The 21,988-nt window shown below is 67.6% G+C and carries 26 protein-coding genes; 15 read left to right on the top strand and 11 right to left on the bottom strand.

Going from position 1 to position 21,988, the window contains the following annotated elements; all coding sequences use genetic code 11:
* Positions 1 to 32 precede the first annotated feature (32 nt).
* Positions 33 to 404 (top strand): PPOX class F420-dependent oxidoreductase, encoded by a 372-nt coding sequence (locus ON23_RS22165; protein ID WP_039780514.1) that lies wholly within the window; start codon positions 33 to 35, stop codon positions 402 to 404.
* 56 nt (positions 405 to 460) lie between these two features.
* Here ON23_RS22165 and ON23_RS22160 read toward each other — a convergent pair whose 3' ends face one another.
* The 4 genes from ON23_RS22160 to ON23_RS22145 form a co-directional block, all read right to left on the bottom strand.
* A complete protein-coding gene (locus ON23_RS22160) occupies positions 461 to 736 on the bottom strand; it encodes a hypothetical protein (RefSeq protein WP_143860640.1) in 276 nt (91 codons plus the stop codon).
* A gap of 1 nt (position 737) precedes the next feature.
* Positions 738 to 1,163, bottom strand: coding sequence for a hypothetical protein (locus ON23_RS22155; protein ID WP_039780512.1), 426 nt, complete (start codon positions 1,161 to 1,163; stop codon positions 738 to 740).
* 142 nt (positions 1,164 to 1,305) lie between these two features.
* A complete protein-coding gene (locus tag ON23_RS22150; RefSeq protein WP_039780511.1) occupies positions 1,306 to 1,512 on the bottom strand; it encodes a hypothetical protein in 207 nt (68 codons plus the stop codon).
* A complete protein-coding gene (locus ON23_RS22145) occupies positions 1,506 to 1,874 on the bottom strand; it encodes a hypothetical protein (RefSeq protein WP_039780510.1) in 369 nt (122 codons plus the stop codon). The genes ON23_RS22150 and ON23_RS22145 overlap by 7 nt, the downstream gene beginning before the upstream one ends.
* Positions 1,875 to 2,065: 191 nt before the next feature.
* Between ON23_RS22145 and ON23_RS22140 the strand changes: the two genes are divergently transcribed.
* Complete coding sequence (locus tag ON23_RS22140; RefSeq protein ID WP_143860639.1) at positions 2,066 to 3,640, top strand: helix-turn-helix domain-containing protein; 1,575 nt, start codon at positions 2,066 to 2,068, stop codon at positions 3,638 to 3,640.
* Positions 3,637 to 3,963 carry a hypothetical protein gene (locus ON23_RS22135; protein ID WP_039780507.1) on the top strand — a complete coding sequence of 109 codons (327 nt, stop codon included), beginning with the start codon at positions 3,637 to 3,639 and terminating at the stop codon, positions 3,961 to 3,963. The genes ON23_RS22140 and ON23_RS22135 overlap by 4 nt, the downstream gene beginning before the upstream one ends.
* A gap of 175 nt (positions 3,964 to 4,138) precedes the next feature.
* Here the strand turns inward: ON23_RS22135 and dapD are convergent, their stop codons facing one another.
* Positions 4,139 to 5,092, bottom strand: a complete 954-nt coding sequence (dapD, locus tag ON23_RS22130) for a 2,3,4,5-tetrahydropyridine-2,6-dicarboxylate N-succinyltransferase (protein ID WP_039780506.1) — start codon at positions 5,090 to 5,092, stop codon at positions 4,139 to 4,141.
* Positions 5,093 to 5,214: 122 nt separating this feature from the next.
* Here dapD and dapE point away from each other — a divergent pair, with 122 nt between their 5' ends.
* Genes dapE through ON23_RS22105 form a run of 6 tightly spaced genes read left to right on the top strand, consistent with a single transcriptional unit; the run spans position 5,215 to position 11,352 of the window.
* On the top strand, positions 5,215 to 6,315 hold the full coding sequence (gene dapE / locus ON23_RS22125) for a succinyl-diaminopimelate desuccinylase (RefSeq protein ID WP_039780505.1): 1,101 nt from the start codon (positions 5,215 to 5,217) through the stop codon (positions 6,313 to 6,315).
* An 18-nt stretch (positions 6,316 to 6,333) separates the two neighbouring features.
* On the top strand, positions 6,334 to 7,137 hold the full coding sequence (locus ON23_RS22120) for an LOG family protein (RefSeq protein ID WP_039780504.1): 804 nt from the start codon (positions 6,334 to 6,336) through the stop codon (positions 7,135 to 7,137).
* Entirely contained in the window at positions 7,131 to 7,697 is a 567-nt protein-coding gene (locus tag ON23_RS22115; protein ID WP_039780503.1) for an LOG family protein, read from the top strand. The genes ON23_RS22120 and ON23_RS22115 overlap by 7 nt, the downstream gene beginning before the upstream one ends.
* A 41-nt stretch (positions 7,698 to 7,738) precedes the next feature.
* Positions 7,739 to 9,508, top strand: coding sequence for a long-chain-acyl-CoA synthetase (locus ON23_RS22110; protein WP_039780526.1), 1,770 nt, complete (start codon positions 7,739 to 7,741; stop codon positions 9,506 to 9,508).
* Between the two features lie 45 nt (positions 9,509 to 9,553).
* Positions 9,554 to 10,432: a dihydropteroate synthase gene (folP, locus tag ON23_RS38715; RefSeq protein ID WP_083904164.1), complete on the top strand. Its 879-nt coding sequence runs from the start codon at positions 9,554 to 9,556 to the stop codon at positions 10,430 to 10,432.
* Positions 10,429 to 11,352: a glucosyl-3-phosphoglycerate synthase gene (locus tag ON23_RS22105; protein WP_083904163.1), complete on the top strand. Its 924-nt coding sequence runs from the start codon at positions 10,429 to 10,431 to the stop codon at positions 11,350 to 11,352. The genes folP and ON23_RS22105 overlap by 4 nt, the downstream gene beginning before the upstream one ends.
* Here ON23_RS22105 and ON23_RS22100 read toward each other — a convergent pair whose 3' ends face one another.
* The 5 genes from ON23_RS22100 to sigE all read right to left on the bottom strand — a co-directional run bounded on the left by ON23_RS22100 (position 11,353) and on the right by sigE (position 15,453).
* Positions 11,353 to 12,189 (bottom strand): hypothetical protein, encoded by an 837-nt coding sequence (locus ON23_RS22100; protein ID WP_036504798.1) that lies wholly within the window; start codon positions 12,187 to 12,189, stop codon positions 11,353 to 11,355. It lies immediately after the preceding gene.
* 137 nt (positions 12,190 to 12,326) lie between these two features.
* Positions 12,327 to 12,791 (bottom strand): Sec-independent protein translocase protein TatB, encoded by a 465-nt coding sequence (gene tatB / locus ON23_RS22095; protein ID WP_039780501.1) that lies wholly within the window; start codon positions 12,789 to 12,791, stop codon positions 12,327 to 12,329.
* Positions 12,792 to 12,800: 9 nt separating this feature from the next.
* Positions 12,801 to 14,375 carry a S1C family serine protease gene (locus ON23_RS22090; protein WP_051043081.1) on the bottom strand — a complete coding sequence of 525 codons (1,575 nt, stop codon included), beginning with the start codon at positions 14,373 to 14,375 and terminating at the stop codon, positions 12,801 to 12,803.
* Positions 14,360 to 14,749, bottom strand: coding sequence for an anti-sigma factor (locus tag ON23_RS22085; protein WP_039780499.1), 390 nt, complete (start codon positions 14,747 to 14,749; stop codon positions 14,360 to 14,362). Before ON23_RS22085 ends, ON23_RS22090 begins: the two co-directional genes overlap by 16 nt.
* A gap of 65 nt (positions 14,750 to 14,814) precedes the next feature.
* Positions 14,815 to 15,453 carry an RNA polymerase sigma factor SigE gene (gene sigE / locus ON23_RS22080; protein ID WP_039780523.1) on the bottom strand — a complete coding sequence of 213 codons (639 nt, stop codon included), beginning with the start codon at positions 15,451 to 15,453 and terminating at the stop codon, positions 14,815 to 14,817.
* Between the two features lie 401 nt (positions 15,454 to 15,854).
* Here sigE and ON23_RS22075 point away from each other — a divergent pair, with 401 nt between their 5' ends.
* From ON23_RS22075 to ON23_RS22055, 5 genes are all read left to right on the top strand, one after another.
* On the top strand, positions 15,855 to 16,493 hold the full coding sequence (locus ON23_RS22075) for an O-methyltransferase (protein ID WP_086006960.1): 639 nt from the start codon (positions 15,855 to 15,857) through the stop codon (positions 16,491 to 16,493).
* 148 nt (positions 16,494 to 16,641) lie between these two features.
* Positions 16,642 to 17,295, top strand: a complete 654-nt coding sequence (locus ON23_RS22070; protein ID WP_039780498.1) for a TetR/AcrR family transcriptional regulator — start codon at positions 16,642 to 16,644, stop codon at positions 17,293 to 17,295.
* Positions 17,296 to 17,319: 24 nt separating this feature from the next.
* Positions 17,320 to 18,285 carry an ABC transporter ATP-binding protein gene (locus ON23_RS22065; RefSeq protein WP_051043079.1) on the top strand — a complete coding sequence of 322 codons (966 nt, stop codon included), beginning with the start codon at positions 17,320 to 17,322 and terminating at the stop codon, positions 18,283 to 18,285.
* Complete coding sequence (locus ON23_RS22060) at positions 18,282 to 19,940, top strand: ABC transporter permease (RefSeq protein ID WP_039780496.1); 1,659 nt, start codon at positions 18,282 to 18,284, stop codon at positions 19,938 to 19,940. Before ON23_RS22065 ends, ON23_RS22060 begins: the two co-directional genes overlap by 4 nt.
* 129 nt (positions 19,941 to 20,069) lie before the next feature.
* Positions 20,070 to 20,318, top strand: coding sequence for a hypothetical protein (locus tag ON23_RS22055; protein WP_030514899.1), 249 nt, complete (start codon positions 20,070 to 20,072; stop codon positions 20,316 to 20,318).
* Positions 20,319 to 20,347: 29 nt separating this feature from the next.
* On the opposite strand, the gene glgC is transcribed toward ON23_RS22055, so the two are convergent.
* A complete protein-coding gene (gene glgC, locus ON23_RS22050; protein ID WP_039780520.1) occupies positions 20,348 to 21,562 on the bottom strand; it encodes a glucose-1-phosphate adenylyltransferase in 1,215 nt (404 codons plus the stop codon).
* 171 nt (positions 21,563 to 21,733) lie between these two features.
* Between glgC and ON23_RS22045 the strand changes: the two genes are divergently transcribed.
* The coding region (locus tag ON23_RS22045; protein WP_157170264.1) for a glycosyltransferase at positions 21,734 to 21,988 on the top strand (255 nt) is incomplete at its 3' end.

The following is a 21,988-nucleotide window of genomic DNA, read 5'->3' as shown; positions in this document are numbered from 1 at the left end:
CTGTACCGCACTCGAGGTTCTAAGGTCGGCCCATGATCGCAACGCTGTCTGCAGCCCAGATCGAGTATCTGGCGGGCCAACGCCTGGGTCGGCTGGCCACCATCCGCCCGGACGGATCGCCGCAGAACAATCCGGTGGGTTTCCGCTACAACGAAGCCCTCGGTACCATCGATATCGCGGGCCACAACATGGGCGCCTCGCAGAAGTTCCGCAACCTCGTCAAGGAGGACCGGGTCGCCTTCGTCGTGGACGATATCGCCTCGGTGAATCCGTGGCAGGTGCGCTGCCTCGAAATCCGCGGTGTGGCACAGGCTTTGCGAGATGTGGACACCTACCTCGACGGCGGTTCGCGCGAACTGATCCGCATCGCCCCGCAGCGCGTGCTGGCCTTCGGAATCGAATAGAGGCGCTTGTGCGAAACGCCCCACCCGGGCTGGGTGGGGCGTTGATGCAAACTCGGCTATATCCCGAACTTTGCCGCGTAATAGTCGGCCGCGGCATCCCGATCCTGCACCGAGCGCACCTTGTCGACTGGAGGAGTGATCCATCGCAGCGACCGCCACCCCGATACCGGCCGCAATACCCACGCACCGAATTCCCGGTGCATCGTGTACCCGTCGCCGCCGTCGCGGGGGTCGCGCCGCAGCGAGCGCAGCAGTTGGCCGGCGTTATGGCCTATCCAGAACAGCCGGTGGTGTTCGGTGCTGTCGCCGTATCGCCCCTGGGTCATTGGCATGTCAGTTCCCTCTCGCGCATTCTTCGGCGGTGACGATGCGCTCGATGCTGGAGTCGACGAAGTCGAACGGGTGCCCTTGGAGGGTACCGACAGCCTGAGCTTGGACCCGCCACATTCCAGGTAAGCACTTCGTCTTCACCGAGTATGTGAGCCGGGGCGACGGAATGCCCGGATCGCTGATCAGTGCTTGCCCTTGCCATCCGTCGCGAGTCCGAAGCTGCAGGGCGAGCCGCAATTCATGACGCTCGGGCGGGACATCGCAGGCCGCCCACGCGTTCCCGATGATCGAGCCGACCCCGACGGTCGGCTTCGCCGGCATGAATCCGAGATTGCACGACTTCGCCGCGGCGTGCACGGGCGAGGCCGCGATCACGGTCCCCGCCATCGCGACAGCAGCACTGATGATGGTGATTGCTCCGATGCGCATCGTTTCCCCTGTCTTGTCTATCGGTCGGTTGTCATGCCCGCAGAGCGGACTGGACGTCCGCGAACTGGTCCGCTGCGGTCGTGGCGCGGACCAGCCGGACGGCCTCGGATCGAGGCGACCGTGCAGGCAGCGGCGAACTCGCCTAGTCCCCGAAGCTGTGGTTCGGCACCTTCGTTCCGAAAGCTGCCAGCACGGCAATGTCCTGCTCAGTGGGGGCAGCGGGCGGCAGCTGGGAGGGCTGCCATGCCTGCAGGGCAGTGAGCAAGCTGTCCAGCAGAGCGATACTCGCTGACCAGCTCGCCTGGATGTCGTCCGACGGGCGGCGTTGTGGCAGAGGAGGTTTCACCATGGTGTCGCCAACGGGTTCGGCCGGTGCCCCTGATCGGGTGCGTACGCACCCTCCCGCTCGTAGGTGTGGCCGGTGGCGAGGTCGTGGATGTCGGTGACCTCGGCAAGCTCGGGTGGGACTTTGCCACGCAGGTGCGCCATGTCGGGCACGATCAGCAACTCGACCTCGTGTGTCCGGATGTGTTCGGGCAATACCTCGGGATCGATGAGGCTGCTGCTTTTCGTCATCCCGATGTATACGTATCCGAGCCGTGCCGCGACCTGCCGTGCGGCCCGCTCGATATCGGTCATTGTCGCGATCAGGTCGACGCAGATGTAAGCCATTGCGCGCGAGCCGGGTTCGGTGTGCGCTTCTTCGTTCATCGGATAGTCGTCGCTGTCGACAGAAGCTGCCCGATCACCGATTTCGGCGTAGCGACAACGACTTTCGCGCGCTGACTGATCGAAGCTGGGACAGCACCGCCGTCGAAATGCGCGGCGCTCGGCACAAGTACCGCCTCCACGGTATACATGCGGTTGAGGACGGAGCGGAGTCGTCGTTCGGGATCGACTGTGTGCGAACCGAATACGATCGTCTTGCGGAGGTTGTATCCTCTGCTTTTGGCAAGGTGTCTCAGCTGTTCCTCGTCCGATCGCTGGTTCAAGCCGGAAATGTCACTGCGTACGTAGCCGATTGCATCGATACTCATTGTTTTCCGTCGTCTCGAGTAGTTGGTCGGATCGGTTGGTCCGCACCCGCCGCCGGGGAATGCGCACCCGGCGGCGGGGCTCGAGACAAGGTTCGCCGTTGTCCGGCGGGCATTTCCGGACAGGAACCGGACAGAAACCGGCACTTCTCAGTTCGACTACTTTCACCGCAGGGGGCTGCCATGGATATCGTCGCCACGTGGACCGACATCGAGTGCGCGGCATTGCGGCACGCGTATCAGATGAACCAGACCAAGTTCGCGCAGGCGCTGGGGGCTGCGGAACGATCGGTGCGGGGATGGGAAAAGGGACAGCGACCAGTCGGATATACCGCGCAAGGTTTGTATGCGGGGATGCTTGCGAAGGCCCCGGCCGAGGTGAAAGCCCGATTCCACGTTTTGCGGAAGCCGGAGGACGAGGAGCACGAGCGGCGCGAACTGTCGCGGGTTGGCACCGCCATCGGAGCGGCTGCTCTGGCGTCATTGGGGGTAGGTGACACGGTCGAACGCGCAAACTACCTCATGTCGGGCGCAGGGCGGCCGGATTCAGCGGCGGTGGACCTGATGCGGTCGACATTGCATCAGGCGATGCAACTGGACGATTTGCTGGGATCACCGGCCGCGCAAGGGATGGTAGTGGCCCAACAACAGGTCACAGAGGCGATGTTGCGGGACACTCCGGCGACATTGCGCCCGATGTTGTTGTCGCTGTATGCCGAATGGACCGGACTGGCCGGCTCGCTGGCATGGGACGTCCGCGACTATGCGACATCCGGTCGGCTGTACACGCAGGCACGCGAATTCGCCCACGAGGCAGAGGATTCCGATCTCGCCGCATATATGCTGTGCCATTTGTCGCAGCTGGCGACGTGGCAGAAGCGGCCGCGGATCGCGGTCGATTACGCGGTGGCGGCCCGGTCATGGGTGGCGCAGTCGGCGGACCGGCATTTGCGCGCGTATGTCGCGGTCCGCAACGCGGAGGCCGCCGCGATCGCCGGACAACACTCCGTCTGTCTGGAATCGCTCGACGACGCGGACGCCGCCCTGGTCGGGTTGCAGCCGGTTCACCCGTCCCAGTCTCGTGCGTACTTCATGGGCGCGGCCATCCAGGAGAGTTATCGAGGAAACTGCTTGTCCGTTCTCGGGCGGGCAGAGGCGGCCGCGCAGGCGTCCCGCAGCGCGCTGGCCTTGATGCAACCCGAGTACGTCCGGGATCGCGCCGTCACACTCCTCGAGCTGGAAGGTGCGCTCATCCAAATGGGCTCCATCGAGGAAGCAGCTACGGCGGTCGCGGACGCCGCGGAACTGGCCGAGCAGAACCGCTCGCCGCGCTTGGCCGGTGCCATAGCCGACGGTCGCCACCGGCTGGCGCCGTGGGCGAGCACCCGTGTGGTGCGGGAGCTGGACGAACAGCTCGCGTCCCGCGATATCGTGACTCCATGAGCACCGACCGCGACCGCGTAACCGAAGTGATGTCGCGAATCGAGCGCGCGAAGGCCCGAATCCTGTCCACCGGCGAGTTGTCCGAACGTGTCGGAGGTGGCCGTGCCCCCGCGCGGTCCACGACGTTCAAACGGGCATCCGCCGAATTGCATCGGGCCGAACAGGCCCGGAACCGGCTGCTCCTCGAAATGGCCGGCAATGCCGACGCGGTGTCGGGTGCGCTGGCCGAGCGGCTCGGCCTGACCGGCCGTCACGCGGCATCGCTGCTTCGGATCTCACGTACCGGTAGTGACCAGATGCGGACATACGCGTTCGGGCGGTGACTGGCGTAGTGGTGGCGAGGTCGGCGCATGATCGCAACGCCGATCGGTTCGCGCGGACGGGCCCGATCACGCCGTAGTGCGAGCGCGGCGTCGGAATCGAAGAGGCCCGCCCAATGCGAAACGCCCCTTCCCTGCTCGGATCGGATGCCGAGCGGGAGGAGCGTTTCGCGCCGGATCAGTTCGCGTGCAGGGCGGCGTTGAGTTCGATGCCGGTGCCCTTGCGGGCGACCACCTCGACGCTGCCGGTCAGTGAGTTGCGGCGGAACAGCAGGTTCGATTGCCCCGACAGTTCGGCGGCCTTGATCGTGCGGCCGTCCGGCAGGGCGACCTTGGTGCCCGCGGTGACGTAGAGGCCGGCCTCGACGACGCAATCGTCGCCCAGCGAGATGCCCAGGCCGGCGTTGGCGCCGAGCAGGCAGCGCTCGCCGATCGAGATGACCTGCTTACCGCCACCGGACAGGGTGCCCATGATGGACGCGCCGCCGCCGACATCGGAACCGTCGCCGACCACCACACCGGCCGAGATGCGGCCCTCGACCATGGAAGCGCCGAGCGTGCCGGCATTGAAGTTCACGAAACCCTCGTGCATGACCGTGGTGCCCTCGGCCAGATGCGCGCCCAGCCGCACCCGGTCCGCGTCGGCGATGCGGACGCCGGCGGGCAGCACGTAGTCGACCATGCGCGGGAATTTGTCGACGCCGTAGACGGTGACCGGACCGCGGGCGCGCAACTTCGCGCGCACCAGTTCGAAGTCCTCGACCGCGCACGGGCCGTGATTGGTCCACACCACGTTGGCCAGCAGCCCGAACTGCCCCTCCAGGCTGAGTCCGTGCGGCCGGACCAGACGGTGGGACAGCAAATGCAGGCGCAGATATGTGTCGTGGGTGTCGATCGGCGGCGCCGACAGGTCCGCGATCGTGGTGCGCACCGCGACGACCTCGACCCGGCGGGCCTCGTCGGGGCCGACCAGATCGGCGAAGCGTGCGTACTCGGCGTCGGCCGGGCTCAGCCGCGTGGTCTCGGACGTCTCGAACGTGCCCAGTTCCGGATACGGGTACCAGGTGTCGAGGACCGTCCCGTTCGCGGTCACCATCGCCAAGCCGACTGCGGATGCTCCCTGTGTGCTCACGGCACTTCAGCCTACTGGGTGCAGATCGCGAGGTGGTGGGCTACCTGTTGCCGCCCGGCCCGTCCGCCCCGACCGCGCCGCTCGGCCCGGTTGTGAGACGGGTGAACACTTAGGCTGGTCCGGTGACCATCGATCTGCGCGCCGACCCGATCTCGATCACCGCGACCCTCGTCGACATTCCGAGCGTCTCCCGCGACGAGGCGGCGATCACCGACACCGTCGCCTGGGCGCTGCGCGAGCAGACCGAGGGGTTCGAGGTGCTGCGGCACGGCAACACCGTGCTGGCTCGCACCAATCGCGGGCTGCCGCACCGGGTGATCATGGCCGGTCACCTGGACACCGTGCCGATCGCCGACAACGTGCCGGGCCGGTTCGAGACGATCGACGGTGAGGAAGTGCTGTTCGGCTGCGGCAGCGTCGACATGAAGTCCGGCGACGCGGTATTCCTGCATCTGGCCGCGACCGTCGCCGATCCCGTCTGCGATCTGACGCTGATCTTCTACGACTGCGAGGAGATCGCCGCCGAATACAACGGTCTCGGCCGCATCGAACGCGAACTGCCGGAATGGCTGGACGGTGATCTGGCCATCCTCGGCGAACCGTCGGGCGGGTGGATCGAGGCGGGCTGTCAGGGCACGCTGCGGGTCCGCCTCGGCCTCGGCGGCACCCGCGCCCACACCGCGCGAGCGTGGCTGGGCGACAACGCCATTCACAAGCTCGCGCCCGTCCTGCAGCGGCTGCGCGACTATGTGCCGCGCGAGGTGGACATCGACGGGTGCGTGTATCGCGAGGGGCTTTCCGCGGTGAAGGTCGAGGGCGGCGTGGCCGGCAATGTGGTGCCCGACGAGGCCGAGGTGCTGGTGAACTTCCGGTTCGCACCCGATCGCACCCTCGACGAGGCGACCGAGCATGTGCGCGAGGTGTTCGACGGACTGGATGTGAGCTTCGAGCGGACCGACGGTGCGCCCGGCGCGCTGCCGGGGCTGTCGGCTCCGGCGGCGAAGAATCTGGTGCAGCGCGTCCATTCGCACGGCGGCGGCGGGGTGCGCGCGAAATACGGCTGGACCGATGTGTCGCGATTCGCCGCCCGGGGCATTCCGGCGGTCAATTTCGGGCCCGGCGACCCCAATCTGGCGCACAAGGTGGACGAGCGCGTACCCACCCGCCAGATCACCGTCGTGACCGAGATCCTGCGCAACTACCTGACCGGTCACCAGGGCTGACCCGGTAGGTTCGGTCCCATGTCCACCGCGCCCGACCCCGCACCGACCAGATCACCGAAGTCCACTCCCAAGTTCCGCGGCCCGATCATGCTGCGCCGGGCGCGCAAACAGGGCACCGGCACCACCGATCAGCATCTGCTCGACGGCCGCGGACCCACCGACTGGGTGCACACCGACCCCTGGCGAGTGCTGCGGATTCAGAGCGAATTCGTGGAGGGATTCGGCGCGCTCGCCGAAATCCCCAGGGCAGTCGCGGTTTTCGGCTCCGCGCGCACGCCGGCGGACACCCCCGAATACGAGGCGGCGCGGGCCATCGGCGCCGCCCTGGCCGAGGCCGGTTTCGCGGTGATCACCGGCGGCGGCCCCGGCGTGATGGAAGCGGCCAACCGTGGCGCCTGTGAGGCGGGCGGCTACTCCGTGGGCCTCGGCATCGAACTGCCGATGGAACAGGGGCTCAACGAGTGGGTCGACCTCGGCATCAACTTCCGCTACTTCTTCGCCCGCAAGACGATGTTCGTCAAGTACTCCCAGGCGTTCATCTGCCTGCCCGGCGGCTTCGGCACCCTGGACGAGCTGTTCGAGGCGCTCACCCTGGTGCAGACCCACAAGATCACCCGCTTCCCGGTCATCCTGTTCGGCAGCCGGTACTGGGCGGGGCTGGTCGACTGGCTGCGCGATTCGCCGAGCGGTTCGGGCAAGATCTCGCCCGGTGATCTGGAACTGCTGCGCGTCACCGACAGTGTGGAGGAACTGATCGACATCGTGCTGCAGGCCGCCGCGCGTCGCGGCGAGGAATCCACCGGGACGGAGGATCAGTGGTGAGCGGGCAGCCGTTCGCGGTGTGTGTCTACTGTTCGGCCAGCGCCGCGGATCCGGACGCGCTGCGCCTGGCCGCCGAGGTGGGCAGTGAAATCGCCCGGCGCGGTTGGCAACTGGTGTCCGGCGGCGGACATGTGTCGATGATGGGGGCGGTGGCGGTGGCCGCACGCGCCGGGGGCGCCCGCACCACAGGGGTGATCCCCAAACGCCTGGTGCATCAGGAAGTCGCCGATGTGGACAGCGACGAGCTGATCGTCACCGACACCATGCGCGAACGCAAACAGATCATGGAGGATCGCGCCGACGCCTTCCTGACCCTGCCGGGCGGAATCGGCACGCTGGAGGAATTCTTCGAGGCGTGGACCGGCGGATATCTGGGACTGCACGGCAAACCGCTGGTGGTGCTCGATCCGAACGGCCACTACCGCGGCCTGTTCGCATGGCTGGACGAGCTGTGCGCGGCCGGGTTCATCGGGCGCCCCGCACTGGATCGGATTACCGTGACCGCGGATGTGGGATCCGCATTCCGAGCCCTGACCGCGCCACGCATCGACACCGCCTGAGCGCATCGACACCGCCTGACCGGACATCGTTGGAGGAGAATGTGACCGCCGAGGCCCGAAACACGATCAGTCTCTGGGATCTGGCACGCAGGCTGCCCGCCATGGCGATGGAGACGCCGGGCATGCTGCGCGGCGCCACCGGCATGCTGGTGCGCGCGGACGACAAATCCTCGGTGGGTCTGTACTTCCAGAAGGCGGCACGGCGGTATCCGAATCGGCCGTTCCTGCGCTTCGAGGGCCGCGAATACACTTACGGCGAAGCCAATACCGAGGTGAACTGCTTCGCCGAGGTACTGGCACAGCGCGGTGTGCGCCGCGGCGACGTGGTGGGCGTGCTCATGACCAATCGCCCCGAGACGCTGTTCGTGGTGCTGGCGACGGTGAAGCTCGGCGCGACGGTCGGCCTGCTCAATCACAATCAGCGCGAACAGGTTCTGGCGCACAGCTTCGGACTGCTGAACAGCACGGTCAACGTCATCGGCGAGGAATGCGAGGAGGCACTGCGCTCACTGCCCGAGCCGCCGCCGAATCTGCTGTACACGCAGGAATTGCAGGAACTGGCCCGCGCGGCTGATCCGGCGGATCCGGCGGTGTGCGCGGACGTCCGTGCCCGGGAGCGCGCCTTCCTGATCTTCACCTCCGGCACGACCGGACTGCCCAAGGCCAGCGTGATGACCCATCTGCGCTGGACGAAGAGTATGGCCGGGCTGGGTGGTCTGGGCATCCGCCTGCGCGGCGGCGACACCATGTACTGCTGTCTGCCGCTGTATCACAACAACGCGCTGACGGTCGCGCTCGGCGCGGTGCTCGGCTCGCGGGCGACGCTGGCACTGGGCCGCAAATTCTCGGTCTCGAATTTCTGGAACGAGGTCGTCGCGACCAGATCGACGGCGTTCATCTATATCGGCGAGCTGTGCCGGTACCTGCTCAATCAGCCGGAATCGCCTCGCGAACACGAGCATTCGGTGCGGCTGGCGGTCGGCAACGGCCTGCGCCCGGAGCTGTGGGACGAATTCCGGCGGCGCTTCGGCATCGGCCGGGTGGTGGAGTTCTACGGGGCCAGTGAGGGAAATATCGCCTTCATCAACGCCTTCGGCGTGGACCGCACCGCCGGATTCGGGCCGCTGCCCTACGCGGTGGTGGAATTCGACGAGGAGACCGGGAAGGCGCGGCGATACCCCGACGGGCGACTGCGCAAGGTCGCCTCCGGCGGCGTGGGCCTGCTGCTGGCGAAGGTGACCGACCGTTCCCCGTTCGACGGCTACACCGACAAATCCGCGACCGAATCGAAGTTGGTGCGCAACGCATTCGACGACGGCGACTGCTGGTTCGACACCGGAGATCTTGTGCGCGACCAGCATTGGCGCCACATCGCCTTCGTCGACCGCCTCGGCGACACCTTCCGCTGGAAGGGCGAGAACGTCGCGACCACGGAGGTCGAGGGCGCCTTCGACGGCGCACCCGGTATCACCGAGGCGGTGGTGTACGGCGTGGACGTGCCCGGAGCCGACGGTAAGGCGGGGATGGCCGCGGTAACCCTCGACGCCGATGCCGACTTCGACGGCTCCGCGCTGGCCGCCCGGCTCTACGACCGCCTGCCCGGGTACGCGGTGCCGCTGTTCGTCCGCGTGGTGCCCGAACTGGAGACCACCTCGACCTTCAAGAGCCGCAAGGTGGATCTGCGCAAGCAGGGCTTCGCCTCCGACGACGCGACCGCGGTCTATGTGCTGAAGGGCCGTGACCAGGGATATGTGCCGTTCTACGCGAGCTATCCGGACGAGGTGGCGGCCGGTACCGCGCCCCGGGGCTAGGTCGTGTCGGAGGGCGCCGAGAGCCCGGCAATTAGACTCACCTCCATGAGTTCTGCGTCACCGCTGTCCACCCTGTGCGGTAAGCCGGTGGCGACGGATCGGGCGCTGGTGATGGCGATCGTCAACCGAACCCCCGATTCCTTCTACGACCGGGGCGCCACCTTCTCCGACGACGCCGCGATGGCGGCGGTGGCCCGCGCCGTCGCCGAGGGGGCGGACCTGGTCGACATCGGCGGGGTGAAGGCCGGTCCGGGGGACGAGGTCGACGCCGCGGAGGAGGCACGGCGGGTGGTGCCGTTCGTGGCGGCCATCCGGGCGCGCTATCCCGGCCTGCTGATCAGTGTGGACACCTGGCGCAGCGAGGTCGCGCGGGCGGCGGTGGCCGAGGGCGCGGATCTGATCAACGACACCTGGGCCGGCGCCGATCCGCAGCTCGCGGGCGTGGCCGCCGAACTGGGTGTGGGGATCGTGTGCAGCCACACCGGCGGCGCGCGGCCGCGCACCCGGCCGCATCGGGTCCGGTACGCCGATGTGGTGTCCGAGGTCACCGATACCCTGGTCCGGGCTGCCGAGGCGGCGCGCGCGGCGGGGGTCGCCGCGGATGCGATCCTCATCGATCCGACCCACGATTTCGGGAAAAACACCTACCACGGGCTCGAACTGTTGCGGGCCGTGGACATTCTTGTAAATACCGGATGGCCTGTCTTGATGGCGCTGAGCAATAAGGATTTCATCGGAGAGACTCTTGGTGTCGGGCTTTCCGAGCGATTGGAGGGGACATTGGCGGCAACCGCGTGGGCGGCCGCGGCCGGCGCCCGGGTCTTCCGAGTTCACGAGGTCGCCGCAACCCGGCGAGTAGTGGACATGATCGCGGCGATTCAGGGCATCCGGCCCCCCGCACGAACCTTGCGAGGTCTGGTATGACGTTCGATTGGACTGCCACGCATACGTGGGATCGACCACAGTGGGCGATCGACGAGTTGGTCGACGCGAAGGACGGGCGCACCGTCTCGGTGGTGCTGCCGGCATTGAACGAGGAACGCACGGTCGCCGATGTGGTGGCCAGTATCCGGCCGCTGCTCGGCACGCTGGTCGACGAATTGGTGGTGCTGGATTCCGGCTCCGTGGATGCGACGGCCGAGCGGGCCCGCGCGGCGGGGGCACAGGTGGTCACCCGCGAGCAGGCCGTGCCCGAACTGGAGCCGGTTCCCGGTAAGGGGGAGGTGCTGTGGCGCTCACTGGCCGCGACCTCCGGCGATCTGGTGGCCTTCGTCGATTCGGATCTGATCGATCCCGATCCGATGTTCGTGCCGAAACTGCTGGGTCCGCTGCTGACCGTGGACGGTATGCATCTGGTGAAGGCCTACTACCGGCGACCGTTGCGCCAGGGTGCGGCGGTGGAGCAGCACGGTGGCGGCCGGGTGACCGAACTGGTGGCGCGGCCGCTGCTGGCGGCGCTGCGCCCGGATCTGTCGAAGGTGTTGCAGCCCTTGGGCGGTGAGTACGCGGGGACGCGGGAACTGCTGACCGCGGTGCCGTTCGCGCCGGGCTACGGTGTGGAGATCGGCCTGCTGCTGGACACTTTCGACATGCTCGGCCTCTCGGCGATCGGGCAGGTGAATCTGGGCGTGCGCACGCATCGCAATCGTCCGCTGTCGGATCTGGGTGTGATGAGCCGGCAGATTCTCGGAACCGTGCTGGGGCGCAGCGGAATTCGCGACTCCGGTGCGGCGTTGACGCAATTCCCGCTGGTCGGTGAGGAATTCACCGCACTGAGCACGGATGTGCATCTGGCGGATCGGCCGCCGATGAATACCCTGCGTCCCACCGAGGTCGCCGCCTGATCACCGTTCGTGGCGGTAGATCGGCGTGAGGAGATCCACCTCGATCGGTTCGCCGGTGTGGCGGTCGTAGCGGACGCCGATCACCGCCGAGAAGGCCCGGGTGTCGGCGCGCTCGTGCAGGGTCGCCAGCCGGGTGCCGAGAAGCCGTATCGCGCCGAGTGATCCGGGCGGATGCAGTCCGTCGATGACGAGAATGGTCCCGTGCCCGTCCGGGCGGGGCAGGCGCGCCAGATAGGCGATGTCGAAGGGCTCGGTGCCGCCCGGCCGGTAGATCCGGCGGGCGGCCCGGTCCTCGATCGCGCGGCGCACCCGCCCGGCCCGCGCGAGGGTCCGGCGCAGCCGCGGATCGGCCGAGACCAGATAGCGCAGACTGGGCGACAATTCGGGCCCGCCGAGCACGATCAGGCCCTCACGGTCGAGATCCACCGGGCGCCCGGGGAGGAACCGTTCGACCGTGACGGTGAATCCCAGCTGTCGCAACAGTTCCGCCAGCCGGTGCGGTGCGGCGGCATCCGGCGCGCCGATCAGCGGCGTGGCGCGGGTGACCGCGCGCAGATCGGGCGTCAGCACGGTGAGTGGTCCGTGCCCGAAGAACAACCCTTCCGGTACCGGCCCCTGGGTACTGACCTGGTGAATCCGGGCGCGTGAAAGTCCCGCTGCCGCACCGATCCTGGCGAAGGTCCAGCCCTCGGCATGCAGCTCTCTGATCACCGCTCGGCGGATGCGGGTGAGCTCGTTGATGGTCTGCTGGGCCGCCGCGACCCCTTCGGTGGCAGCCTTGAGACGTTCGACCTTGTCTTCGATCGCGAACACCCGTGCCACCTCGTCGGCTGACATGTGCGAAGTCTAGATAGCTCGACAGCCGGATGTGTCTAGTCCGGTTGACGAATCCGCCGCTCTCGGCGAATCAATCGAGCACACCGGGCATTTGGGTCGGACCGGCGGTCCGTAAGGGGGCTATCAGTGCTTTTCGATCAGGTGGCGTCGAAATCGATCGGCGGTTTCTCGTTGCGGTCGAGCGGTTTCGGCGGTTCGGGCACCGAATAATTGGGTGGGGTCACAGAATTCGGCGTACCAGCCTGTGAGGTCGCGGAATTCCCGGACGAGCCGTTACCCGGATTCGCACCGCCGAACGTGCCGGTGAACAGCGAATCGTCACCGTCGAAGAGGTGTTTGGTGACCATCGACCGCGGCGTCATCCCGCGCAGACCTTCGAGTGGTTTGCGCAGTTCGTTGAGCTCTTCCAGAGGTTTGCGCAGTTCGTCGAGCTCGGGTCCGAGATCGTTGCGCAGCTGGCTGGTGGCGCCGGAGGCGTAGTCGCGGACCTGACGCAGACTCTGCGCGGTCCAGCGAATCGCCCCCGGAAGCCGTTCCGGGCCGAGAATCACCAGCGCGGCGACCACCAGGATCACCATCTCGGGCCAGCCGATATTGAACATAAGACCAGGCTACTGGGGTGCTTGCGGGGCGTTCTTATCGGATTCCAGCGTCACCGGCACATCGACCTGGCGGCCGTCGCGGATCAATTGGAAATTCACCGTCTCCCCGATCTGATGGGACTGCACGGCGACGGTGAGTTCGGCCGGTTCGGTGACCTGCCGATCGCCCACCTTGACGATCACGTCGCCCTCGGCGATACCGGCCTTGGCGGCCGGGCTGTTGCCGACCACATCCGCCACCGCGGCGCCGCTCATGACGTCGTTCTCGACCTGCTTGGTCTTCGCGCTGACCCCGAGCCACGGGTGGTACATCACACCGTCGCGGATCAGGGTCTGCGACACCCGCTGCACCAGATCCACCGGAATCGCGAAGCCGAGGCCGACCGATCCGCCGCTCTCGCTGCGGATGGCGGTGTTGATCCCGATCAACCGGCCCTCGCCGTCGACCAGGGCACCGCCGGAGTTGCCGTGGTTGATCGCGGCGTCGGTCTGCACGGCGTCGAAGGCGCCCGCGGTGTCGTCGCCGGCTTCCGGGCTCTCCTGGATCGCGCGATGCAACGCGCTGACGATGCCGGAGGTGACGGTCTTGCTCAGGCCCAGCGGCGAGCCGATGGCCAGCACGTCGTCGCCGACCTGCACATCGCCCGATTTCCCGAGCCGGGCGACGGTGAGGTTCTTGACGTCGACCTTCAGCACCGCGAGGTCGGTCTTCGGATCGCGGCCGACCAGCTGGGCCGGGGCCCTGGTGCCGTCGGAGAAGGTGGCCTGGATCTTGGCGCGCCCGGATTTGTCCTGCGCCGCCATCGAGATGACGTGATTGTTGGTGACGATGTAGCCGTTGCCGTCGATGACCACGCCGGAACCGAGGGCGCCGTTGTCGCCGACGGTCTCGCGGATCGAGACGACCGAGGGCAGCACCGCGTCGGCCACCTTGGCGACCTGGCTGTGCGGTTTGTCGGTGTTGCTCTCCTGCTGCAGCGCGATCTTGCGCGAGGTCAGCGCTCCGGTGTTCTCGGCGGTGAACCGGCCGACGAGGCCGCCGAGCACGCCGATGATCAATGCGGCCACACCCAGGATGGCCAGTGCCTTGGGCGCGACCTTGCCGCCGAACAGCACCTCGCGAGCGCCGAGTTTGACCCCCGGCGGCAGCGGTTGCGGGGCGGGGGTGTGGATGGCGGGATCGCCGAGCCGGGCCGCGGCCGCGGGGTCGCGCCACGGATCGACCGGTGCGCTCGTATCGGGCGTGTCGGCCCCGGCCTCGGGATCGCGCTGCAGGAGTTCCTCGGAACCCGCGGGCCGTCCGAAGGCCTCGGCCAGCACCGCGTCCGGCGGGCGGTTGACCAATTCGGGAGCGTCGTGGCGCGGCGCGGGCACGGCCTGGGCATGCGGTGCGAAAGATCCGGCCTGCCCCTCGGGGCGGCGGAAAGCGCGGGCGGTGTGTTTATCGATATCCGGGCGGTACACCGGGCGCGGCCCCAGCACGGGCGCGTCCGACGGCCTCAGGTTCCCCCTGGCCGCCGAATCCGATGAAGCGGACGGCGTCGATTCGGTGGTCACGTTCGCAAACTCTACTTGCGCCACCATCCCGTCCACCGCCTGCTCTCGAATCCTATTTCTCGATTCGAGGAGGAGGCGAAACGGAACGAATCCGCCCGCAGGCCGAGAAAACTCGCGCCACGCGTCATTTCTTCGGTGCTACTGCTCGTGAGGTCGGCCAACGGAATTCGGCTCAACGTGTCCTGCAGGTCCGTCGGCGCGGAAATCTGCATCTGCGCGGCCCGGCGCAATGCCACCCGGGCCTGCTGCTGCGCCTCGACCTCGGCGGCGCATTCGGGGCAGCGGGACAGATGTTCGGCCGCGCGCAGATAGGCGTTCATTCTCAGCTCGCCGTCGACATACGCGACGACGGCCTCATTGGCCAGGTGTTCGGTGGGGGCGAATCGACCCTCGCCGGTCATACGGATGCACACCCTTCCGACGGACTGCAGCTTCGCCGGGCACGGCCGCGGCGCTGCACCGTTGTCTACCCGACTTTCTCCTCAGCGGCGAACCGCTGCTGAGAACCATTATGCGCAAGGTATTCCCGCAACGCCTGACGGCCGCGGTGGATACGGCTGCGCACGGTACCCAACTTCACCCCGAGGGTAGCGCCGATCTCCTCGTAGGACAGGCCCTCGATATCGCACAGCACGACGGCCGCGCGGAATTCCGGCGCCAGCGCGTCGAGCGCCCGCTGCAGATCCGGATCGAGACGGGCATCGTGATAGACCTGCTCGGGCCCGGGGCCTTCGGAGGGCACCCGGTCGTAGTCCTCGGGCAGGGCCTCCATCCGGATGCGGTTGCGCCGGCGAACCATGTCCAGGAACAGGTTCGTGGTGATCCGGTGCAGCCAGCCCTCGAAGGTGCCGGGCTGGTAGTTCTGCAACGAGCGGAAGACCCGGATGAACGTCTCCTGGGTGAGATCCTCCGCGTCCTGCGGGTCACCGGTCAGGCGGTAGGCCAGCCGGTACACCCGGTCGGCGTGCTCGCGGACCAGTTCGTCCCAGGACGGCATCATGGTGCGGTCGCCGGTGGCGTCGAAGGCGGCGGTACCGCTCAGCGCGTCGTCGTCCGCGGCATCGCCCGCGACGGCTTCGGTATCGTCGAAGTCGGTGCCGTTCAGGACGTCGGCCCCGGCTTCGGTACGGACCTCGGCTTCGGTACGGACATCGCTACGAGCCGCACCGGGCAACTCGTAATCGGCCGAGACGCCGACCGGCAGACTCGACTCGGGCAGGGTGGCGTACTCGCGCGCCGCATCGACCTTGTGGATGGGGTGACCTCCTACTCGGGACCGTGGTAGGCGCACGACGACTGGTGGTCGTCGCGTACCGGGTACAACCCCGAACCTGAGTCCGGTGTTCCCGGGCGCCGTCCGGCGGTCGGCCGGCCCTTGCTTGGTCATTACTCTGGCGGTTCCCGATGTGCCGGTGGTATGGGGAGGCTGAGGGACACCTGAGAAAAACACCGGCCGTCGTCGCGCCCCTCGACTGCCACGCCGTTAGCCTCATATTCGTGAGCCACATCCCAGCGGCATCGGCCCTGCAGCGCAACCTCGCCTACGTGGAGGAATCCGTGGTCGAGGACGAGATCCTCATCGCCGCGCGGGAGCGGGCCACCGAACTGGGCGCCGCGCCGGTGCCGCCGTCGGTGGGAGCGCTGCTCAGCATGTACGCCCAGCTGCTCGGTGCGCGGGCGGTGGTCGAGGTCGGCACCGGCGCCGGCATCAGCGGTCTGTGGCTGCTCGACGGTATGCGCGAGGACGGCACGCTGACCACCATCGACTCCGAGCCGGAACATCAGCGCGCGGCCAAGGACGCCTTCCGCGCGGCCGATATCGCGCCCGCGCGCACCCGGCTGATCAACGGCCGTGCCCTGGACGTGCTGCCCCGGCTCGCCGACGGCGCCTACGACCTGGTGTTCATCGACGCGGCCCCGCTCGAACATCCGCAGTACGTCGAGCAGGCCGTACGTTTGCTGCGCGAGGGCGGGGCCGTACTGATGTACAACGCGCTGCTGGGCGGACGGGTGCCCGATCCGGCGCAGCGCGATGCCGCGACCCAGGCGGTGCGGGCGGCGACCCGGGCCGTGGCCGAGGATCCGGACCTGACCAGCGTGCTGATCCCGGTCGGCGACGGCCTGCTCTGCGCCTCGCGCGGCTGATCACCGCTCGCGATCACTCGGCGGCTCGATCCCGCCCGCCCCGCGAATTAGCTCGCGGGACGCTGTCTATCTGCGCATTCGACTTCGGAAAGTCGATGTGTGGCGAGTCTTGCGTGCGGATTGAACGAGTGTTTAGTATATTGAACATGTGTTTAAGGGAGCAGCCGTACCGGAAGGATCCGCCTCGGATCTGAGCACGCCCGCCCGGATCCGGGACGCGGCGATCGTCGTCTTCGGAGAAGAGGGATTCGGGGTCGGGGTGCGGGCCATCGCCAAGGCGGCGGGGGTTTCGCCCGGACTCGTCAATCACCACTTCGGTTCCAAGGACGGCTTGCGCGAGGCGTGTGACGAGCACGTACGTGCCGTCATCCGTGCCGCGAAGACGGAATACGTCCAGCAGCCCTCGCCGAATTCGACCCTGAAGGCCCTCGCCGACATCGAGGAGTTCGCGCCCTACACCGCATATCTGATGCGCAGTTTCCAGGCCGGCGGAACGCTGATGACCTCGCTGTTCGATCAGATGCGCGCGGATGTGGAGTCCTACCTCGAGGTCGGCATCGCGGCCGGCACGTTGCGCCGGCCCAGGGACGTATCGGCGACGGCGAACTATCTGGCGGTGCAGAACGGCGGCGGATTCTTCTTCTTCCTGCAGCTCTACGCCGCCCGCCACGAAGGAAAGCTCGACTTTCGACAAGCGTTGCGCGAGTACGCCGACCAGATGATGCTGCCGGCGGTGGAGGCCAACACCCACGGCCTGTTCGCCGATTCCTCGGTGCTCGACTCGTTGCTCGCCGAAATGTGAACCCTTATCTCGCAAGGAGATTCGATGTCATCGGCAATAGAGGTCCGGACACTGCACAAGCACTTCGGATCGGTACGCGCCCTGGACGGCCTCGACCTCGAGGTCGCCGAGGGCGAGGTGCACGGCTTCCTGGGGCCCAACGGGGCCGGCAAGTCGACCACCATCCGCATTCTGCTCGGCATCCTGGCCCGCACCTCCGGGCAGGCGCGGGTGCTCGGGCGCGACCCGTGGACCGATGCGGTCGACCTGCATCGCGATATCGCCTACGTCCCCGGCGATGTCACGCTGTGGCCGTCGCTGTCGGGCGGGGAGACGATCGATCTGCTGGGGCGGATGCGCGGCGGAATCGATACCGGGCGCCGCGCCGAGATGATCGAGCGCTTCGAACTCGATCCGCGCAAGAAGGCGCGCACCTACTCCAAGGGCAACCGGCAGAAGGTCGCGCTCGTGTCCGCCTTCTCCTCGAACGCGCGCCTGCTGCTGCTCGACGAACCGACCTCCGGCCTGGATCCGTTGATGGAACAGGTCTTTCGCGAATGTGCGCGAGAGGCGGCCGAGCGCGGCGCCACCGTACTGCTGTCGAGCCACATCCTCTCCGAGGTGGAGGCGCTGTGTGATCGGGTCACGATCATCCGCGCCGGCAAGACCGTCGAAAGCGGCACCCTGGCCGAGATGCGTCATCTCAGCCGCACGTCGATCAAGGCCGAACTCATCGGCGACCCGGGCGATATCGGCGCCATCGCGGGCGTCGAGGACGTCACGATCGAGGATCACACGCTGCACTGCCAGGTCGACAGCGACCATCTCGGCGAACTGATCCGCGTGCTCGGCGACGCCGGAGTGCGCAGCCTGGTCAGCCAGCCGCCGACGCTGGAAGAGCTGTTCCTGCGCCACTATTCGCTCGGCGGCGACGCGCCGGCCGACGCCCGGCGACCCGCGCACACCGCGGCGCCGCGGGACGAGCAAGCATTGAGCGAGGCGACGAAATGACCACCGCGACCCTCGACCGCCCGCACGGCGGATTCGCCGAATCATTCACCCGGGCTGCCAATTTCACCGGCACCGGGCAGCTGCTGCGCCTGTATCTGCGGCGGGACCGGATCGTCCTGCCCCTGTGGGTGCTGCTGTTCTCGGCGCCGCTGGGCAGCGTCTACGTCTCCAGCGTGAAGAATCTGTACTCCTCGCCGGCCGATCTGCAGAATTTCGCGCACACCATCCTGTCCAGTCCGGCGCAGCTGGCGTTGTACGGCCCGATCTACAACACCACCCTCGGCGCCGCCGGGGTGTGGAAGGCCGGGATGTTCTACACCCTGATCGGCATCGCCACCATCCTCACCGTCATCCGGCACACCCGCGCCGAGGAGGAAACCGGACGTGAGGAGTTGCTCGCCTCGACCCGGGTGGGCCGCTTCGCCGCCCTGTCCGCGACCCTGCTGCTCACCTGTGCCGCCTGCGTGGTGGTCGGAATCGTCGCGACGCTGAGCATCGCCTCGTCGGGAGTGCCGTTCAACGGCTCGCTGGCCTTCGGCGCGGCGCTGGCCGCCTCGGGCATCGTCTTCGCGGCCGTCGCCGCGGTCACCGCGCAGCTGAGCGCGAGCGCGCGGCTGGCCCGCGGCATCGCCCTCGCGGTGCTCGCGGTGACCTTCACCCTGCGTGCCATCGGTGACGCGCGGGCCGGTGACGGACCGACCGACATCCTGACCTGGCTGGCGCCGCAGGGCTGGTCCCTGCAGGTCCGTCCCTTCGCGGGTGATCACTGGTGGGTGCTGCTACTGCATGCGGTGACCACCGTGGTGCTGGTCGCGGTCGCCTATACGCTGCTGCGGCGGCGCGACATGGGGGCCGGACTGATCGCCGACCGGCCCGGTCCCACGGCCGGATCGGCACTGTTGAGCGGGCCGTTCGGACTGGCCTGGCGGTTGCAGCGCGGCACCCTGGTGGCGTGGACGGTCGGGCTCGCGCTCTACGGTCTGGTCATCGGCAGCGTCGTGCACGGCATCGGCGACGAGATCGGTTCCAGCCAGACCGTCCGCGACATCATCGCCCGGCTCGGCGGTTCGCAGGGAGTGGAACAGGCCTTCCTGAACACCGCCTTCTCGATGGTCGGCCTGGGCGCGGCGGCGTTCTCGATCTCGGCCGCGCTGCGCATGTACGCGGAGGAGAGCGACGATCGCGCCGAAACCGTCCTCACCGGCGCCGTCGGCCGAATCCGCTGGGCCGCAAGCCATCTGATCTTCGCCTTCGGTGGTCCGGTGGTGGCGCTGTTCGTCTCCGGAGCCGTCGGTGGCCTGGCCTACGGGATCGCCGCATCGGATATGGGCGCCAAATTTCCGGAGGCGCTCGGCGCGGCGATGATCCAGATTCCCGCGGTATGGGTGTTCACCGCGATCACGGTGCTGCTGTTCGGACTGCTGCCGCGCTGGACGCCGGTGGCGTGGGGCGTGTTCACCGGCGGCGTGGCGATCTATCTGCTCGGTTCGATCTCCGGTATGCCGCAATGGGTTCTGGACCTCAACCCCTACGGTCATCTGCCGAAACTGCCGGCGGAGGATTTCCGCGCGATGCCGGTGATCGTGCTGCTGGTGCTCGCGGCGGTGATCACCGCGGTCGGACTCGCGGGCTGGCGCCGACGCGATCTGCGCTGATTCGCAGGGCATTTCGCCGCCCGGTCGCTCCTGTTCCGGAGCGCCGGGCGGCCTTTCCCGTGGCCGGGATCACCCGGCAGCCGATACCATTGGCACAGTGGGTAATTCGGCGGTACCGGGAGGCGGGGAGTGTACGAGCGCGGAATCCTGATCGAGGTCGCGCCGCGCGGGTGGCTGGTCCTGGCTCTCGTCAGCCTCGGCGCGGCGGTCTTCGTGGCACTGCTCGTGATGTTGCTGGTCAGTGACGACAAATTCGACGATCCGTCGAGATATCCGAGGGTGCCGCACGGCACCTGCGCGCCGTTCTGCTACACGCCGGAGAGTCCGGGTGTCACCGAACCGGCTCCGCCGCCGCAGTATCCGATGCCGGGCCGCTGAGGCGGTTGCGCGGCGCCGAAGTTCGCGGCTCAGACCCAGACGCCCTTGCCGACGGTGACCACGCCGCCGTTGCTCACCGCGAATCGGTCGCGGTCGCGGTCCAGATCGACGCCGATGATCTCGCCCTCGCCGACCATCACGTTCTTGTCGAGGATCGCGCGCCGCACGACCGCGCCCCGGCCGATCCGCACCCCGGGCATCAGCACACTGCCCTCCACGGTCGCCCCGTCCTCGATCAGCACATTCGAACTCAGCACCGAATTGCGCACCGTCGCCGCGGACAGGATGCTGCCCGCCCCGACGATCGACTCCTGGGCCAGCCCGCCCTGCGCGAACTTCGCCGGTGCCAGATTCTCCGCCGTGCCGCGGATGGGCCAGTGCTTGTTGTAGAGATTGAAGATCGGGTGCACCGAGACCAGATCCATATGGGCCGCGTAGAAGGCGTCGATCGTCCCGACGTCGCGCCAGTAGCCGCGGTCGCGGTCCGTGGAGCCGGGAACGTCGTTGCGGGCGAAATCGTAGACACCGGCCTGCCCCTGGGAGACCAGCGCCGGAATGATGTCGCCGCCCATGTCGTGATCGGAATCGACATCGTCGGCATCGGCACGAATCGCGTCGACCAGCACCTTCGTGGTGAAGACGTAATTGCCCATCGAGGCGAAGGTCATATTCGGATCGTCGGGCGTGCCGGGCGGATGGACCGGCTTCTCCAGGAATTGCGTGATGCGGCCCGATTCGTCGGAATCGATACAACCGAAAGCGCCCGCTTCGCTGCGTGGCACCCGGATTCCGGCCACGGTCACCCCCGCACCGGAATCGATGTGGTGGGCGACCATCTGCTCGGGATCCATGCGATAGACGTGGTCGGCGCCGAACACCACGATGTAGTCGGGGTCCTCGTCGTAGATCAGATTCAGCGATTGCATGATCGCGTCGGCACTGCCGGTGTACCAGCGCGGTCCCAGCCGCTGCTGGGCCGGGACCGGAGTGATGTATTCGCCGCCGAAGCCGGACAGTCGCCAGGTCTGGGAGATGTGCCGGTCCAGGGAATGCGATTTGTACTGGGTCAGCACGCAGATGCGCAGGTAACCGGCGTTGACGAGATTGGAGAGGACGAAGTCGATCAGGCGGTAGGCGCCCCCGAACGGGACCGCCGGCTTGGCGCGGTCCTTGGTGAGGGGAAAGAGTCGTTTGCCCTCACCACCGGCTAGCACTACTCCGAGTACGTGCGGCTGGCTCCTCACGGAATTCAACCTACCGTCCCAGGCCACGGCGTGTCCGATGCCGGTTCACTCCGGCGTGGCCGGGCAGGTGTGGTGAGGCGAGGGCGCACCGATTAGGTTGGACCGGTGAGTTTCGCGGATGGCGACCGCGAGCCGATATCGCTAGCCGACCCCGACCGGCTCCGGGTCGCGATGTTGACCCGCGAATATCCCCCCGAGGTGTACGGCGGGGCAGGCGTGCACGTGACCGAACTGGTCCCGCAGTTGCGCCGGCTGTGCGATGTGACGGTGCACTGTATGGGCGCCGACCGCGCCGACGCGGTGGTGCACCAGCCCGATCCGATGCTGTACGCGGCCAATTCCGCCCTCCAGATGATGTCGGCGCAGCTGCGCATGGCCGATGCCGTCGGCGCCGTCGACGTGGTCCACTCCCACACCTGGTACACC

The organism is Nocardia cerradoensis NBRC 101014 (genome assembly GCF_000308535.1).
In the GTDB taxonomy this organism is placed as follows: domain Bacteria; phylum Actinomycetota; class Actinomycetes; order Mycobacteriales; family Mycobacteriaceae; genus Nocardia; species Nocardia cerradoensis.
This window is presented reverse-complemented; position numbering and strand designations above follow the sequence as displayed.